Here is a 16,492-nt window from a genome sequence, read left to right as displayed (position 1 = left end):
AAGACCTCGACCGCCTGATAGGCCCGACCGCTTGCTCTCGGCCCTGTCGAGAGCGCCTCTCGCGTGTGGCCGTCGACGACGGTCAGGATCCGGAAAGGACGTCCGTCGAAGAACTGGTCGGAGCCGAAGTCCATGGCCCAGACCTCGTTGGGTCCGCCCACCTCAGGCCGGCCCTGGCGGTGGCGGCAGGCCCGCTTGCGCCGAGGTGTCGTGGGCCGAATGGCCAAGCCCTCCTCGCGGTAGAGCCGGCAGGTTTTCTTGTGACCCATGGCCCAACCTTCCCGTCGACGCAGGATGTGGAGCCGGCGGTAGCCATACCGAACCCGGCTTGCGGCCAGTTCCTTGCGCCGCATACGGAGAGCCACCTGCGGGTCCGAGCGCTTCAGGGCCGATGAGGCCGGCGACATGACGCGGGGACATGGCCCGCCGCGCCCAAGGGTCGAACTGCGCCACAGTCGGATCGAGGCTTCGGTCCCGCTACGCCCTCCTCTGCCATTATGTCGCAACTCACCACAGTGAAGTTAGCAAGGAGGTCAGACGCTTCCGGTCAGAGTGCCATGGCAGTGCTGGGCGTTTTTCCAGACGATCCGAAGCGGGTGTCCGAGAGCTTGGTGACGCTGGGCAGTTCCTTATGCTGTTAAGCCCAAGGGATTTGCTTGGTGCTGGGCATCGCACGCCGCGTTGTCCGACCCATGGTCGGGGCAGTGAGCGATCCGTGCCCGGGCCTGCTCCTGCCACGACATTTGAATCGCAACCCCGATTGACCGTGATTTGCTGGCCGACGTGGCGCGGCTCCGGGCGGCCGGAGGCTACGAGGTGCTCACCAAGCCAGTGACTCGAACCGCCTTGCGCCGGCCTCTGGCCGCCGTCGGGGCGGCTGAGGAGGTGCCCGACGGGACGGAGGTTGGACCGGCGCTGGGTGACATGAATCCTTGTAGCAGGGCACCCGAACCAGGGGCCGGGGGCCGGGCGGCGGAGCCAACCGGCCGGGTCGGGAGCGAGGTCCTGCCCCTCCGTCAGGCGATTCCCTCACCACCAGTCACGCCATAGACTTCACCCGTGATGTAGCTACCCTCCTGCGAGGCGAGCAGCACGTAGACCGGCGCGATCTCGACCGGCTGGCCGGGGCGGCCAAACTTGCTGCCTTGGCCGAACTTTTTGACCTTCTCCTGCGAGGAGCCGCCCGAGGGGTTGAGGGGCGTCCAGAACGGTCCCGGCGCCACGGAGTTGGCACGGATGCCCTTCTCGATTAGTTCGCTGGCCAGGGCCTTGGTGAAAGCCACGATTCCCGCCTTGGTGGTGGCGTAGTGCATGATCGTGGTCGACGGGTCATAAGCCTGGATCGAGGCTGTGGTGATGATGGCGCTTCCGGGCGGCATGATCTTGGACGCCTCCTGCGTCGTCCAGAACAGGGCCGACAGGTTCGTCCGCAGCGTCGTGTCCCAATCGTCGGTCGTGATCCGGTCGAAGGACTCGAAGAACTTCTGGTGTCCGGCGTTCACCACGAGAATGTCGAGGCCGCCCAGCTCCTCGACCACCTTTCGGGGTAGATCGCGGGCATGGCTTTCGTCGCTGACGTCGCCCGGCAGGGCCACGGCCTTGCGGCCTGCCTCGCGGACGAGGCGCAGCACCTCATCGGCGTCCGGCTGCTCGGAGGGAAGATAGCTGATGGCGACGTCGGCCCCCTCGCGGGCATAGGCGATGGCAATGGCCCGACCGATGCCCGAGTCGCCGCCTGTGATCAGGGCGCGGCGCCCCTGGAGCCGGCCGGAGCCTTGGTAGCTCTGCTCGCCGTGGTCCGCCGGAGGCTCGAGTTGGCTCGCGAGGCCGGGCGCGGGCTGCGGCTGCTCGGGGAAGGGCGGGGCGGGATACTGATGGCGGGGATCCTGCATCTTCAGGCGGTCGGACATGGGGAACTCCTAGGCTGTCGGGCGTGCCCGGCCTGCGGGGCCGCCCACGATCGACGGCCAACGGACAACTGCGGGAATGGTTCAGGCCGATGGGCCGGAATCGGTCGGCTCCCGCCGATGCGCGGGGGAAGGACCTAGGGGTGAGTGCCCGCTGAAGGAAACCTCCCGAGTGAGCAGGAACAGGAAGGGCCGCGCCATGCCGGTGCGGGTCATGACGCCCATGACGCGATCGGGGTCGATGCGCCCCAGGTGATCCACGATAGGCTGCCGGTCGTAGACCAGCGCGAGGCCGCGGCGCCCGCGAAACTCCCGGAGATCCAGGCCGGCGGCCGGGCCCTGAGCCCGCAGCGCTGGCCCCAACGTCCGGAAGGCGCTGCGGACCAGGGCGCTTCGGGCGGCGGAAGGCCAGCGCAGCGCCAGCGCAGTCGGCATCCAAGCCGGGTCGAGCGAGGCGATGGCACCCGAGGGCGTGCGGAACAGCAGGGGATGCGCGCGGCCGTCCGGCTGGATCGCCTTGCCGTACCATCCCAAGGCCTCCAGCAGCCCGTCCAGGGGATGGCCGGTCGGCAGGCTTCGGCCCCGCCAGAGACCGGCCATGTGATCGGGCGCCACGGAGGCGAGCGAATCGAAGCGCTCGAGCGCGGCGCCTGTGTCCGGGGGCGCAGCGGCCCAGGAGGCGAGCCAGGCGGGCTCGGGGAGGTTCATTGACCTTCTCAGGTCGGCTCCGGTGTCACGCCGACGGGGTTTCCTCGGAGGGTTCCTTGCCGTTCGCGCTGCGACGTCGGCGGCTTCCAGTGCCGGAGGTTTTCTCGCCGCTGGCTTGGGTGCGAGGGCGTGACGGGGCCTTCGGAGCGGCTTCAGGGGTCTGGTCCGCCTGAGCGACTGTCGCTGCCTTGCGGCGACGGGCAGGCTCGGCCGGAGCGGCCGTGGCGGCGGCTCCGGAACCCGCAGCGGCGCGGCGCCGGCGCGCGGGGGCCGGCTCGGCAGGGTCGAGCGAGGCGCCCCGAAGAGAGTCCATCTGGGTGGCCTCTTGGAACTCGCGGTCGATCTCCTCGGTGGCCAGCCGCCAATGCTCGTCGTGCCGTCCCTCGGGGCGGCCCTCCCGTTCCCAAATCTCGTGGGCGCGTTCGCGGATCCGGTCTTCGCGCGGAATGGTCATGGCTGTGGGTCCTCGTGGCGCAGTGGCGTGTCGATCGCCACGGGATCAAGATAGAGGGCCGTCCTGGACGCGCCATCCCAAACCTCGGTCCGTCAGGCATCTTGGAGGCCTTCCGGCCCGATCAGCCTGATGCGCGTAAAGGTCCGCTCGACTTTTGCGCACCTCTCCGGGCGGCTGGCGAAGAAGCAGGTCGGTCCTGCGCGAAGGGAATTCCACATCGGCCCGGAGATCATCGATGCGGCCGAACAGCGGGGTGGAACGGGTCCGGGATCATGGGCAGGGCTCCTCTCAGTCGCGGGTGGCCCCCTTCTTGTGCCCGAGGAGTCCTAAGTAACCGTTGCAGCAACGCGCGGTGCCCTAACGGAATAACAACGGATCGTCGGGATGAACCTGCGAATCACGCGCGCACGCATCGCGCAACCCGTGCCGGGTCAGGGACGCATAGAAGCGCGAAAATACTGGCGAAACCGCCGACCTTCCCTATAGTCAGCGATGTAGAACGCGCCCCGATCCAACGGGGCGCCTCCAGGGAGGAAACCACATGACGACTCGCTCGACCCTTTGGGCCGCCGCTTCGCTGCTGGCCTTGTCCATGCCGGCCGCCGCGCAGGAGGCGACCGAGGCCTCGGCCGAAGGGGGCGCCGGAGGTCCCTACGACATCGCGACCGTGGTCAAGATCGCGGGCATCCAGTGGTTCAACCGCATGGAGGAGGGCGTCCAGCAGTTCGCCGCCGACACCGGCAACAACGCCTTCCAGGTCGGGCCCGCGCAGGCCGACCCGCAGCAGCAGGCCGCGCTGATCGAGGACATGATCGCGCAGGGGGTGGACGCCATCGCCGTCGTGCCCATGAGCCCCGAGGCGCTGGAGCCCGTGCTGGGCCGTGCGCAGGAGGCGGGAATCGTCGTCGTCTCGCACGAGGCGGCGAGCCAGCAGAACGTGTCCTATGACATCGAGGCCTTCAAGAACGAGGATTTCGGCGCCACGCTTATGGAGAACCTGGCCCAGTGCATGGGGGGCGAGGGCAAGTACGCCGTCTTCGTGGGTTCGCTGACCTCGCAGACTCACAACCAGTGGGTGGACGGGGCCATCGCCCATCAGGAGGCGAACTACCCCAACATGGAGCTGGTGGGCGACCGCAACGAGACCTTCGACGACCAGCAGCAGGCCTATGCCGCCGCGCAGGAGGTGCTGCGCGCCCATCCCGACATCAGGGGGATGCAGGGCTCGGCCTCGACGGACGTGGCGGGCATCGGCCTCGCCGTGGAGGAGCGGGGGCTCGAGGAGCAGACCTGCGTCGTGGGGACCTCGCTGCCCTCGATCGCCGGCCAGTACATCGAGACCGGGGCCGTGGACATGATCGGCTTCTGGGACCCCTCGCTGGCCGGGTACGTCATGAACACCGTGGCGCAGATGGTGCTGAACGGGGAGGAGATCACCGCAGGCATGGATCTGGGCCAGCCGGGCTACGAGAGCGTCACGCTCGACGGCAAGGTGATCTACGGGCAGGCTTGGGTCGAGGTGACGGCGGAGAACCTGGCGGACTATCCGTTCTGAGTTGATGAGCCGGGGGCGAGATCGCCCCCGGACCCTCCCGACTGGGTACTCCTCATGGCCGACGATGCGCCGCTGGTCGAGATGACCGGCGTGACCAAAACCTATGCCGGCATCACCGCGCTGGACGATGTCGACTTCCTGATCCGCCCCGGCGAGGCCGTCTGCCTCGCGGGCGAGAACGGGTCGGGGAAGTCGACGCTCATCAAGCTGCTGGCGGGGGTGGAATGGCCCGACCGGGGGGTGATCGCGCTGGATGGCTTGGCGCAGGCGGCGATGACGCCCACGACGGCGGCGGCAGCGGGGATCGCGGTGATCTTTCAGGATTTCTCGCTGTTCCCCAACCTGTCGGTGGCCGAGAACATCGCCTTCGGAGCCGAGCTGGCTGAGGGCGCGCGGTTCTACCGGGGTCGCCGGGTGCGGGAGATCGCCAAGCGGACGCTGGAGCGGGTGGGCGTGCTCATGGACTTGTCGGCGCCCGTGGAGACGCTGCCCGTGGCGCACAAGCAGCTTGTCGCGATCGGGCGGGCGCTGGCGTCGAACGCGCGTCTGATCGTGATGGACGAGCCGACGACCGCGCTGACAGAGCGGGAGGTGCGGGCACTTCTGGGCATCATCCGGCGGCTCAAGGCCGATGGGGTCGCGGTGATCTTCGTGAGCCACAAGCTCGCGGAGGTGCTGGAGGTGTCCGAGCGCGTCGTGGTGCTGAGGAATGGGCGCGTGGTGGCCGAAGGGCCCGCGTCCGGGTTCGATGCGCGGAGCCTGACGCGGCACATGACGGGGCGCGACCTCGCGGAGACGGGGCCCGCGCCGCTGCTTGCGGGCGCTCCGGTGCTCCTGAAGGTCGAAGGGCTGAGCAAGGCGGGGGCGTTCCACGGCGTCGACTTCACGCTGCGCGGGGGCGAGGTGCTGGGGATCTCGGGGCTTCTGGGCTCCGGGCGGACGGCGCTGGCCAAGGCGCTGTTCGGGCTCGTGACGCCCGAGGCGGGACGCGTGGTGCTCGATGGGCGCGACGTGCCGCTGGGCGATCCGCTGCGCGCGGCCGAGGCGGGGATCGGTTACGTGCCCGAGGACCGGCTGACCGAGGGGCTGTTCCTCACGCAGTCCATCCTGCGGAACGTCGCGGTGGGGCGGGTGGCGTCGCACGCGCGGGGGCCGTTCCTCGACCTCGGCGGCCTCGCGGCCGAGGCGCGGGACTGGCTCGCGCGGCTGCGGGTCAAGGCGCCGGACGCGGAGGCGCCGGTCAGGTCGCTGTCGGGCGGCAACCAGCAGCGGGTGGTGCTGGCGCGGTGGCTCGCCCGCGCGCCGCGGGTGCTGGTGCTGAACGGGCCGTCGGTGGGGGTCGATGTGGGGTCGAAGGCCGAGATCCACGCGATCATCGCCGACCTCGCCGCGCAGGGGCTGGGGGTGATCGTGATCTCGGACGACCTGCCGGAGCTGCTGGCCACCTGCCACCGCATTCTCGTCATGGTGGAGGGCCGGATCGTGGAGGATATCGCGGGCGCGGAGGCGACCGAGGAAGGGTTGGCCCGGAGGCTCGCGTCGTGAGCTGGCTGTCGCGGAACGAGACGCTGGTCGCAGGGGTGATCCTGGCCTTCTGCGTCGTGGGGGCGGCCCTGGACCCGAACTTCCTGTCGATCCCGACGCTCATGGACCTTCTGCGCGCAGGGATCGTGCTGGGCATCCTCGCGGTGGGCGTGCTGGTGGTGCTGATCTCGGGCGGGATCGACGTGAGCACGACCTCGCTCGCCATCGTGGCGCTCTATGTCACGACGCTGCTCGTGCAGGGACTCGCGCCGGAGATGGGATGGCCGGCGGCCTTCCTCGTGGCTGTCGCAGTGGGGGCGGCGCTGGGGGCGGTGAACGGGGTCTTCATCGCGGGGCTGGGGCTGCCCACGCTGATCGTCACGCTGGGGACGCTGTCGCTGTTCCGGGGCTTCCTGCTGACATTCGTGGGGGACGACCTGATCTCGAACCTGCCGCGGGGGCTGCGGGACTTTTCGCGCGCCATGATGATCCGGGGGGAGAACGCGGACGGGTCGTTCTATTCGCTGCCCTGGGCCTTTGCCTTCCTCGTGGGGGTCGTCGCGCTGACCTGGGCCCTGCTCTACCGGACGATGCTGGGGCGGCAGGTCTTCGCCATCGGTGGGTCGATGGAAAGCGCGCGACGGATCGGGATCCCGGTGCGGCGGGTGCAGTTCCTCGTGTTCGTCTATGTGGGGGCGCTGGGAGGGCTCGCGGGGATCATCCATGCGGCGCTGGCACGGGTGGCCAATCCTCAGGACCTTCTGCTGAACCAGCAGTTGTCGGTGCTGGCGGCGGTGGTGCTGGGCGGCGCGCGGCTGGAAGGGGGCACGGGGACGCTGACGGGGACGCTGCTGGGCGTTGCGCTGATCGTGCTGGTGTCGAACAGCCTGATCGTGCTGGGCATCCCCAACACCTTCCAGAGCATCGCCATCGGGCTCCTGATCCTTCTCGGCACAGGGTTGCCCGCTTGGCAGGCGCGGCGCACGCAGCGGAGGGCGGCATGACCGCCGCGCCCGCACCGCGCTGGGGTCGCCTGCTCGCGCAGCCCGAGGCGCGGCTGGCCCTCATCATGGTCATCGTCTTCGCGCTGATGGCGGCGCTGGCCCCGGACCGGTTCCTGACGGGGCAGAACGCGACTTCCATGGCGTTCCAGTTCCCCGAGTTCGCGATCCTCGCGCTCGCCATTACCATCACGATGCTCACGGGGGGGATCGACCTGTCGATCGTCGGCATCGCCAACTGCTGCGCGATCATCTCGTCGCTGATCCTGACGCGGCTCGCGCCGGGAGTGGACGCGGGGATCGGGTGGCTGCTGCTGTCCTACCTCGCGGCTCTGGCGGGAGGGGCGGCGGCGGGGCTCTTCAACGGGGTGCTGATCGCGTATCTCGGGTTGCCGCCGATCCTCGCGACGCTGGGCTCGGGGCTGATCTTCACGGGGCTGGCGGTGGCGTTCACCGGCGGAACGGCGGTGATGGGATTTCCGGCCTCGGTCGCGTGGCTCGGGAACGGGAGCCTCATGGGCCTGCCGGTGCCGCTGATCGTCTTCGGGGTCCTCGCAGCGGGGCTCTCGTTCGTGCTGTCGCGGACGGGCTTCGGGCTGAAGGTCCAGATGTTCGGGGCGAACCCGCTGGCCGCCCGCTACGCCGCCGTGGACATCGAGCGGCTGCTGCTTAAGGTCTATGTCGCCTCGGGGATGCTCGCGGCCGTCGCCGGCCTCGTCATCATGAGCCGCGCCAACAGCGCCAAGGCCGACTACGGGCAGAGCTACACGCTGCTGGCCGTGCTGATCGCGGTGCTGGGCGGCGTGAACCCCTATGGCGGCTACGGGCGGGTCATCGGCGTGGTGCTCGCGGTCCTCACCATGCAGTTCCTGTCCTCGGGGCTGAACATGCTCCAGGTGTCGAACTTCGCGCGCGAGTTCATCTGGGGCGCGCTCCTCATCCTCGTCATGGTCATCAACACGCGGAACTGGCGCCGCCGCCGCGCGCCTGCCGCCGCGCCCAAGGGAGAGACACGGTGAAGAAGATCCTGAACACCCCCGCCGACTACGTCGACGAGATGCTCGACGGCCTCGTGGCGGCGTATCCCGAGTTCTACCGCCTGCACGGCGACAGCCACCGGGTGGTCGCGCGGGCGCAGGCAGGGCGCGCAGGCAAGGTCGGGATCGTCTCGGGCGGGGGCTCGGGGCACCTGCCGATTTTCACGGGCTATGTGGGGACGGGGCTGCTTGACGCCTGCGCCATAGGGGACGTGTTCGCCTCGCCGTCGTCGGAGCAGATGGCGGACGCGATCCGGGCCGCCGATCAGGGGGCGGGGGTGCTACGTCTTTATGGGAACTACGGCGGCGATGTCATGAACTTCGACATGGCGGGCGACCTCGTGGAGTTCGACGACATTCGCTGCACGACGGTGCTGCTGGCGGACGACGTGGCCTCGGCCGCGCCCGAGGAGCGTGAGAAGCGCCGGGGCGTAGCGGGCATGGTCTACGCCTTCAAGATCGCGGGCGCGGCGGCCGAGGCGGGGCAGGACCTCGATGCGGTGACGCGGGTGGCGCAGAAGGCGGCGGATGCGGTGCGGTCGGTCGGGGCGGCGCTGTCGTCCTGCACGGTGCCGCAGGCGGGGCGGCCCACCTTCGACATCGCTGAGGATGAGATGGAGATGGGCATGGGCATCCACGGGGAGCCCGGCGTCTGGCGCAACAAGCTGCGACCCGCCGACGCCATCGCGGGGGAGATGATGGACCGGCTGCTGGCCGACATGCCGGTAGGGCAGGGGGACCGGGTGTCGGTGCTGGTGAACTCGCTGGGGGCGACGCCACCGGAGGAGCTTTACATCCTGTATCGCGTGGTGAAGGCGCGGCTGGAGGGGGCGGGGGCGAGCATCGTCATGCCGCTGGTGGGGCGCTACGCCACGTCGATGGAGATGGCGGGGGTGTCCTTCACGCTGCTGAAGCTGGACGAGGAATTGGAGGGGCTTCTGCGCGCGCCCTGCGACTGCGCGTTCTGGAGGGTAGGATGATCGACCGGGCGGCGCTTCTCGGGGCCATCGGGCGGCTGGCGGCGGCGATGGAGCGCGAGGCTCCGGCACTCAACGAGATCGACGGGGCGCTGGGGGATGGGGACCTTGGCATCACCATGACGCGGGGGATGCAGGCGGTGCAACAGGGGATGGCGGAGATGCCGGCCGACCTGGGGCAGGCGCTGCTGCGCTGCGCGCAGGCCTTCACCAAGACATCGGGGTCGTCCTATGGGACATTGTTCGCGACGGGGCTGATGGCGGTGGCCAAGGCCGTGAAGGGGCGGGAGTCGTTCGAGGCCTCCGAGGTGTCGGGGCTGATCGCCGCCGCCCGGGACGCGATGCAAGCCCGCGGCAAGGCGGAGCTGGGCGGCAAGACGGTGCTGGACAGCTTGGATGCCATGGCGAAGGCCACGGCGGGGCTGTCGGACCCCGCCGAGGTCGCCTGCGCGGCGCGCGAGGCGGCGCGGGAGGCCGTGGAGGCGTTCCGCGAGAGGCCCGCCACGGTGGGCCGCGCCCGCATCTTTGCCGAGAAGAGCCGGACGATGCGTGATCCGGGGATGCTGGCGATGACGCGGATCGTCGAGGCGGTCACGGGAGAGGCATGATGGACTATCGGTATCTGGGGCGCTCGGGGCTCAAGGTCTCGGCGCTGGCGCTGGGAACCTTCACCTTCGGCGGGCGCGGGCCCTTCGGGATGCTGGCCGACCAGCAGGTGCCCGAGGCGCGGTCGCTCGTGGATCTCGCCATCGAGCATGGCGTGAACTTCATCGACACGGCGAACATGTACTCGCTGGGTCTGTCCGAGGAGATCCTGGGCGAGGTGATCGAGGGGCGGCGCGAGGACCTCGTGATCTCCTCCAAGGCGCGGATGCCGGTTGGGCCCGGGCCGAACGACGGAGGTACGGGGCGGCTGCATCTGCTGCGGGAGTGCGAGCGGTCGCTGAAGCGGCTGCGGACCGACCGGATCGACGTGTATCACCTGCACGAATGGGACGGGTCCACGCCGGTCGAGGAGACCGTCGAGGCGATGGACACGCTCGTGCGGCACGGAAAGGTGCGCTACTGGGGCTTCTCGAACTTCTGCGGCTGGCAGGCGATGAAGCTGATCCAGGCGGCGGAGAAGCTGGGAACGATCCGGCCCGTGACACAGCAGATTCATTACACGCTGGAGGCGCGGGACGCGGAATACGAGCTGATGCCGCTGTCGGTCGATCAGGGGATCGGCGTCACGGTGTGGTCGCCGCTGGCGGCGGGGCTGCTGACCGGCAAGCACCGGCGCGACCGTGATCCCGCTCCGGGGAGTCGGCAGGCGAACGGCTGGACCGAGCCGCCGATCCGCGACCGCGAGCGGCTCTGGCGCATCGTGGACGTGCTGGTGGAGGTCGCGGAGGGGCGCGGCGTGCCGGTGCCGCAGGTGGCATTGGCTTGGCTGCTGGGGCGGCCTGCGGTGGCAAGCCTGATCGTCGGCGCGCGGACGCCCGAGCAGTTGCGCGAGACGCTCCCGGCCGTGGGGCTCGCGCTGACGGCCGAGGAGCGCGACCGGCTGGACGAGGTGAGCCGCCCGCCCCTGATCTATCCGCATTGGCACCAGAACCAGTTCGCCAAGCCGACATTCGGCGAGGCCGACTGGGCGCTCCATCGCGGCCAGCCCGAGACGTCTTGGGGATGAGGGCGCTTCGGCTTAGTCAATGGGGAGACCTCGAAAAGATTGTCGTTGCGTAAAGGCTCCGGGCTGTCAGGATGACGACGGTGCGGGCCGACCGGCGGAGGAAACCCCGGCGGCCCCGACCCGCAGGCGCGGGCCTGCGCGGGGAGGATGCCCAGGGGAGGACCACCATGAGGACCCTAACGAAAATGGCGTTGTCGGCGGCCGTCCTGGCGCTGGCGGGACCGGCGCTGGCCGACACCGCCGACAGGCGGATCGCGCTGTCCAACAACTACGCCGGCAACTCGTGGCGGCAGGCGATGCTGCAAAGCTGGGAAACTGTCACGGGGCAGGCCGTCGCCGACGGGGTCGTGGCCGAGGCCCCGGCCTTCACCACCGCCGAGAATCAGGCGACCGAACAGGCGGCGCAGATCCAGAACATAATTCTAGAGGGTTATGACGCCATCGTGCTGAACGCCGCCTCGCCCACGGCGCTGAACGGGGCGGTAAAGGAGGCTTGCGACGCCGGGATCGTGGTCGTGTCCTTCGACGGGATCGTGACCGAGCCCTGCGCCTACCGCATCGCCGTGGACTTCCGCGAGATGGGGCGCAAGCAGGTCGAGTACCTGTCGGGGCGGCTGCCCGAGGGGGGCAACCTGCTGGAGATCCGGGGCCTCGCCGGGGTCTTCGTGGACGACGAGATCAGCGCGGGCATCCACGCGGGCGTGGAGCAGTTCCCGCAGTTCTCCATCGTGGGCTCGGTCCATGGCGACTGGGCGCAGGACGTGGCGCAGCGGGCGGTCGCGGGCGTCCTGCCGTCCCTGCCCGACGACATCGTGGGCGTGGTGACGCAAGGGGGGGACGGCTACGGCGCGGCGCAAGCCTTCGCGGCGGCCGGGCGCGAAATGCCGATCATCGTCATGGGCAACCGGCAGGACGAACTCCTGTGGTGGAAGGAGCAGCGCGACGCGAACGGCTACGAGACGATGTCCGTCTCCATCGCGCCAGGGGTGTCCACGCTGGCCTTCTGGGTGGCGCAGCAGGTGTTGGACGGGCAGACCGTGCCGCAGGACCTGATCGTGCCGTTCCTCGAGATCCAGCAGGACGGGCTCGACGCCGCGCTGGAGACGACGCCCGAAGGGGGCGTGGCCAACGAGGAATATACGCTGGACGACGCCAAGGCGGTCATCGCCGCGGCAGCGAACTGAGGCGGACGGGGGCGGCATGGACCTGAGCGCCGCTCCCGCCCCCATCGTCGCACTGGCCGGCGCGGGGCGGTCCTTCGGGGCCGTCCGGGCGCTGGCGGGCGTGGACCTGTCCATTGCGCCCGGCGAGTGCCTGGGCCTCGTGGGCCACAACGGCGCGGGCAAGTCGACGCTGGTGAACCTCGTGACCGGCGCGCTTGCGCCCTCCGAAGGGAGCGTCCGCCATGCCGCGGGCGACCCCCGGGCCAGCGGCGTGCGCTGGGTTGCGCAGGAGTTGTCGCTCGCACCCAACCTGACCGTGGCCGAGAACCTGATTCTGACGCAGCGCGACCTTCGGGGCCTGGGCTGGCGGAACCCGGCGCGGGCGCGCATCCGGGCGGCGCTCGACCGAGTCTTTCCCGATCACGGCCTCGACGCCGATGCCACGGTAGCCGACCTGACGCTCGCGCAGCGCCAGATGGCCGAGATCGCCATGGCCTTTGCCGAGGGCGGCCCGGACCCGCGCCTGGTCATCCTCGACGAGCCGACCTCCTCACTCGACGCGAGCCGGGCGGGGCAGCTTCTGGAACACGTGCGCCGCTTCCGTGACGGGGGCGGGGCGATAGTCTTCATCTCGCACATACTGGGTGAAGTCTTCGCAGTCGCCACACGGATCGTCGTCATGCGCGACGGACGGATCGTGGACGACCGGCCGGCCGGAGGCTTCACCCGCAGCGGCCTTGTCGAGGCCATGGGCCATGTCGTGCGTGGCGGGGACCGGACGGAGCGGCGCAACGACAAGGGGCCCGAGGTGGTCGCGACCGCCGAGGGCCTGCGCGCCCATGCGGGCGAGGTCGTGGGCCTCGCGGGGCTCGCGGGGCACGGGCAGGCCGAGGCGCTGGCACGGCTGTTCCTTGCGCGGACCTCGGCCTGGCGGGGCAGGGGGCCGGTGCCGGTGGCCTTCGTCGCCGGGGACCGGGCGCGGGACGGAGTCCTGCCGCTCTGGTCCATCGCGCGGAACCTGTCGCTGGCAGGCCTGTCGTTGCTGACCCGCGCGGGACTCGTGGATCGCGGGGCCGAGGGCGCGCTGGCCCGCGACTGGCGCGGGCGCATCGGCATCCGTACCGACGACGTGGACCGGCCGATCCTGTCGCTGTCGGGGGGCAACCAGCAGAAGGTGCTCTTCGCCCGGGCGCTGGCGACGGAGGCGCCGATCGTGCTGATGGACGACCCCATGCGCGGCGTGGACGTGGGCACCAAGGCCGAGGTCTACGACATGATCCGCGCCGAAGCCGCGCGGGGCCGCACCTTCCTGTGGTATTCAACCGAGGCCGAAGAGATGACGCTTTGCGACCGCGCCTATGTGTTCCGCAACGGACGGATCGCGGCCGAGCTGGCCGGGGCGGAGATCACCGAGGAGCGCCTGCTCGCGGCCTCGTTCGAGATGGGCGAGGTGCCGGGGTGAGACGGCTCGACGCGCGGCTCCTGCTTCCGGTTCTGTCGCTGGCACTGCTGCTGGCCGCGGTGTTCTGGGTTCAGCCGCGCGCCATGAGCTATACGGGGCTGAACCTGCTCTTCAATCTCGCGGTGCCCATCGCTCTCGCCACCATCGCGCAGATGCTGGTCATCATGGTGGACGACATCGATCTGTCCATCGGCACCTTCGTGAGCTTCTGCGCCTGCGTCACGGCGACCGTCCTGCACGACTCGCCCCTGCTGGGCGTCTTGGTCCTCGGGGCAGCGGTCGCGGTCTATGCGGCGCTGGGCGCGCTGATCGAGGCGCGCAAGCTCCCCGCCATCGTGGTCACTCTGGGGATGTCCTTCGTCTGGGCGGGCCTTGCGGTGCTGATGCTGCCCGCTCCGGGCGGGGCCACACCAGACTGGCTGCGAACGCTGATGACGGTGAAGCCGCCGCTGCTGCCCATGGCGATCCTGGCCTGCGTGCTGCTGGCGGTCGTGTCGCACCTCCTGGTGACGCGCTCGGCCCTGGGGACGCGGCTGCGCGCCGTGGGCGGCAACGCGCGGTCAGTGGCGCGGGCGGGCTGGTCGGTGGTGCGGCTCAAGGCCGTGGCCTACGGGCTTGCGGGGGTCTTCGGCGTGCTGTCGGGGATGGCGCTCGTCGGGCTCGCCACCTCGGCCGACGCCAACATCGCGCTGCGCTACACGCTCCTGTCCATCGCCGGGGTGATCCTGGGGGGCGGCGAGTTCACGGGAGGCCGCGTCTCGCCCGTCGGGGCGGTGATCGGGGCGCTGACGCTGACGCTGGCCGCGAGCTTCCTGAGCTTCCTGCGCTTGTCGCCCGACTGGCAGATCGGGGCTCAGGGGGCGATCCTCGTTCTGGTGCTGGCCGCACGCCTCCTTGTGCGTAGGAGGGCCGTGGCATGAGTGGCCTCGTTCGGCCCTGGTCCTGGGCCTTTGCAGCGGCGGGGCTGACCTACGCGGCGACCGTGGCGCTGACGGGCGTGCAGGGGGCGCCGGGACTGCTGGTCGCCACGCTGACCTTCGCCTCCTTCTCGGTGCTGGTGGGCCTGGGGCAAATGGCCGTCATCACCCTGGGGCCGGGGAACGTGGATCTGTCCATCCCGGCGGTGATGACGCTGGCTGGGACACTGTCGCTCAAGCTGATGGACGGGGCGGCGGGGACGGAAGCCTGGGGCCTTCTCGCCGCGCTCGGGATCGGGCTCGGGGCGGGGGCGGCGAACTACGCGCTGATCCTGCTCCTGCGCATTCCGCCCATCATCGCCACGCTGTCGGCCTCGTTCATGTTCCAGTCGCTGGCGGTCTGGTCGAACCGGGGCCTGCGGATCAAGCCGCCAGACACCCTTGCGACCTTCTCGACCGGGGCGACGCTCGGGATGCCGAACCTTGCCTGGATCGCGCTGCTGGCGGCCGCCGTCTTCTGGGTCCTGATCGAGCGGAGCGCCTATGGCCGCCGCCTGTCCGCCATCGGGCAGAACGCCCGCGCCGCGCGGTTGGCCGGGGTGCCGGTCGAGGGCGTGCGGGCGGCGACCTATCTGCTGTCGGCGGTCATGGCGGCGCTGGCCGGGTTCTGGCTGGCCTGCTTCTCGGGCGGGGCGGCGTTGAACATGGGGGCGGAGTACCTCCTCATGTCGATCGCCGTCGTGGTGATCGGGGGCTCGTCCATCGCCGGGGGGAACTCGAACGTGCCCGGCATCTGGGGCGCGGCGATGTTCATGTTCCTGATCGTGTCGATGCTGAACTCCTACGGGCTTGGCGCGGGGGTGCGCCTGATCCTGACCGGGGCCGTCATCATCGCCATCGTCGCCGCCGCGAGCGGGCGGCGCGCGGCGGCCTGAGGTCGGGGCAACCCGTGATGCCTCCGGGTGTTCGCTCAGGACAGGTCGAAGCCGTGCAGCGGCTTGGGCGGGTCCTGTGGCACGCCGGGCAGGACGCAGAGCATCTCGAACAGCAGGTTCGCGGCGGTGAGCGCCGTGGTGCCGGAAGGATCGAAGGGGGGCGAGACCTCCACGAGGTCGCAGCCCACGAGGTTCAGGCCCGCCATGCCGCGCACGATCTGGAGCGCCTGCCAGTCCATGAGGCCGCCGATCTCCTGCGTGCCGGTGCCGTTGGCGAGACCGGGGGACAGGCTGTCGATGTCGAAGGTGAGATAGACGGGCGCATCACCGATGAGGGCGCGGACCTGATCCATGAGGCGGTGAAGGGGCCTGCCGTGGATCTCTTCGGCCGTCACCACGCTCCAGCCCTGCTCGCGCCCCCAGGCGAAGTCGCCCGGTGCATAGCCGGTGCCGCGCAGGCCGATCTGCACGACGCGGTCGTTGAGGAGGCAGCCGTCCTCCCAGGCGCGGCGAAAGGGGGTGCCATGGGCTTCCTTCTCGCCAAACATGGTGTCGTTGACGTCCGCATGGGCGTCCACATGGACCAAGGCCACGGGGCCGTGGCGGTCACGGATGGCCCGAAGCACGGGCCAGGTCAGCGTATGGTCGCCGCCGAGCGTCAGGGGGATCACGCCGTGGGACAGGATCTCCGTATAGGTCTCGGTGATGATCCCGCAGGACTTCTTGAGGTCGAAGGTGTTGATCGCCACGTCGCCGATATCGGCCACCTGGAGATGCTCGAAGGGAGCGGCGCCGGTGGCCATGTTGAAGGGGCGCAGCATCCGGGATTCGTCGCGGATGGCACGGGGCCCGAGCCGGGTGCCGGGACGATTCGAGGCGCCGATGTCCATGGGGATGCCGACGAAGCAGGCGTCCAGGCCCTCGGCGCTGGGCTGCGCGGGCAGGCGCATCATGGTGGCGGGGCCGCCGAAGCGGGGCATGTCGTTGCCTCCGAGCGGCTGGTTGAAGCGGGCCATGGCTGCTCCTGCGACGTGGGTCCTGCGGGGACCTTGGAAGCACGATGGGCAAGAGGCTTCAAGCGCGGGCCGCGCCTGCCTTTCTGAGCCGCTGGTGAACTGGCCCCTGTTTCGACCGGACACCTGGGCATAACCATGGAGGCTTAGGCATAGCCCTAAGCACG

At 70.1% G+C, this 16,492-nt stretch carries 15 protein-coding genes and 1 pseudogene; 11 read left to right on the top strand and 5 right to left on the bottom strand.

Annotation, left to right across the window (positions count from 1 at the left end):
• The 4 genes and pseudogenes from FHG71_RS21130 to FHG71_RS21115 all read right to left on the bottom strand — a co-directional run.
• Window positions 1-383 (bottom strand): annotated as a pseudogene (locus tag FHG71_RS21130) (IS3 family transposase); the annotation flags it as partial.
• 633 nt (window positions 384-1,016) lie between these two features.
• Window positions 1,017-1,910 (bottom strand): SDR family oxidoreductase, encoded by an 894-nt coding sequence (locus FHG71_RS21125; RefSeq protein ID WP_139083675.1) that lies wholly within the window; start codon window positions 1,908-1,910, stop codon window positions 1,017-1,019.
• An 81-nt stretch (window positions 1,911-1,991) separates the two neighbouring features.
• Complete coding sequence (locus FHG71_RS21120) at window positions 1,992-2,615, bottom strand: GXWXG domain-containing protein (RefSeq protein ID WP_139083674.1); 624 nt, start codon at window positions 2,613-2,615, stop codon at window positions 1,992-1,994.
• 25 nt (window positions 2,616-2,640) lie between these two features.
• Window positions 2,641-3,069 (bottom strand): DUF2934 domain-containing protein, encoded by a 429-nt coding sequence (locus FHG71_RS21115; protein ID WP_139083673.1) that lies wholly within the window; start codon window positions 3,067-3,069, stop codon window positions 2,641-2,643.
• Window positions 3,070-3,610: 541 nt separating this feature from the next.
• On the opposite strand from FHG71_RS21115, the gene FHG71_RS21110 reads away from it, so the two are divergent.
• From FHG71_RS21110 to FHG71_RS21060, 11 genes are all read left to right on the top strand, one after another.
• Window positions 3,611-4,624 (top strand): autoinducer 2 ABC transporter substrate-binding protein, encoded by a 1,014-nt coding sequence (locus FHG71_RS21110; RefSeq protein ID WP_139083672.1) that lies wholly within the window; start codon window positions 3,611-3,613, stop codon window positions 4,622-4,624.
• A 54-nt stretch (window positions 4,625-4,678) separates the two neighbouring features.
• Window positions 4,679-6,169 carry a sugar ABC transporter ATP-binding protein gene (locus FHG71_RS21105; RefSeq protein WP_139083671.1) on the top strand — a complete coding sequence of 497 codons (1,491 nt, stop codon included), beginning with the start codon at window positions 4,679-4,681 and terminating at the stop codon, window positions 6,167-6,169.
• The gene (locus FHG71_RS21100) at window positions 6,166-7,152 is read left to right on the top strand and encodes an ABC transporter permease (protein ID WP_139083670.1); all 987 of its coding nucleotides are present in this window, start codon (window positions 6,166-6,168) and stop codon (window positions 7,150-7,152) included. Before FHG71_RS21105 ends, FHG71_RS21100 begins: the two co-directional genes overlap by 4 nt.
• Entirely contained in the window at window positions 7,149-8,168 is a 1,020-nt protein-coding gene (locus tag FHG71_RS21095) for an ABC transporter permease (RefSeq protein WP_139083669.1), read from the top strand. The genes FHG71_RS21100 and FHG71_RS21095 overlap by 4 nt, the downstream gene beginning before the upstream one ends.
• Window positions 8,165-9,166, top strand: coding sequence for a dihydroxyacetone kinase subunit DhaK (locus tag FHG71_RS21090; RefSeq protein ID WP_139083668.1), 1,002 nt, complete (start codon window positions 8,165-8,167; stop codon window positions 9,164-9,166). Before FHG71_RS21095 ends, FHG71_RS21090 begins: the two co-directional genes overlap by 4 nt.
• A complete protein-coding gene (locus FHG71_RS21085) occupies window positions 9,163-9,771 on the top strand; it encodes a dihydroxyacetone kinase subunit L (RefSeq protein WP_139083667.1) in 609 nt (202 codons plus the stop codon). Before FHG71_RS21090 ends, FHG71_RS21085 begins: the two co-directional genes overlap by 4 nt.
• Window positions 9,768-10,835 (top strand): aldo/keto reductase, encoded by a 1,068-nt coding sequence (locus FHG71_RS21080; protein ID WP_246045556.1) that lies wholly within the window; start codon window positions 9,768-9,770, stop codon window positions 10,833-10,835. The genes FHG71_RS21085 and FHG71_RS21080 overlap by 4 nt, the downstream gene beginning before the upstream one ends.
• Before the next feature lie 167 nt (window positions 10,836-11,002).
• Window positions 11,003-12,019 carry an ABC transporter substrate-binding protein gene (locus FHG71_RS21075; RefSeq protein WP_139083666.1) on the top strand — a complete coding sequence of 339 codons (1,017 nt, stop codon included), beginning with the start codon at window positions 11,003-11,005 and terminating at the stop codon, window positions 12,017-12,019.
• A 16-nt stretch (window positions 12,020-12,035) separates the two neighbouring features.
• A complete protein-coding gene (locus FHG71_RS21070; protein WP_139083665.1) occupies window positions 12,036-13,460 on the top strand; it encodes a sugar ABC transporter ATP-binding protein in 1,425 nt (474 codons plus the stop codon).
• Window positions 13,457-14,380 carry an ABC transporter permease gene (locus FHG71_RS21065; RefSeq protein WP_246045555.1) on the top strand — a complete coding sequence of 308 codons (924 nt, stop codon included), beginning with the start codon at window positions 13,457-13,459 and terminating at the stop codon, window positions 14,378-14,380. Before FHG71_RS21070 ends, FHG71_RS21065 begins: the two co-directional genes overlap by 4 nt.
• Complete coding sequence (locus FHG71_RS21060; protein WP_139083664.1) at window positions 14,377-15,312, top strand: ABC transporter permease; 936 nt, start codon at window positions 14,377-14,379, stop codon at window positions 15,310-15,312. Before FHG71_RS21065 ends, FHG71_RS21060 begins: the two co-directional genes overlap by 4 nt.
• Before the next feature lie 35 nt (window positions 15,313-15,347).
• Here the strand turns inward: FHG71_RS21060 and speB are convergent, their stop codons facing one another.
• Window positions 15,348-16,328, bottom strand: a complete 981-nt coding sequence (gene speB / locus FHG71_RS21055; protein ID WP_139083663.1) for an agmatinase — start codon at window positions 16,326-16,328, stop codon at window positions 15,348-15,350.
• Window positions 16,329-16,492 lie beyond the last annotated feature (164 nt).

The sequence above is a fragment of the Rubellimicrobium roseum genome, from assembly GCF_006152145.1.
GTDB classification, from domain to species: Bacteria; Pseudomonadota; Alphaproteobacteria; order Rhodobacterales; family Rhodobacteraceae; genus Rubellimicrobium; species Rubellimicrobium roseum.
The sequence above is the reverse complement of the archived record's forward strand: the minus strand, read 5'-3'. Positions and strand labels throughout refer to the sequence as shown.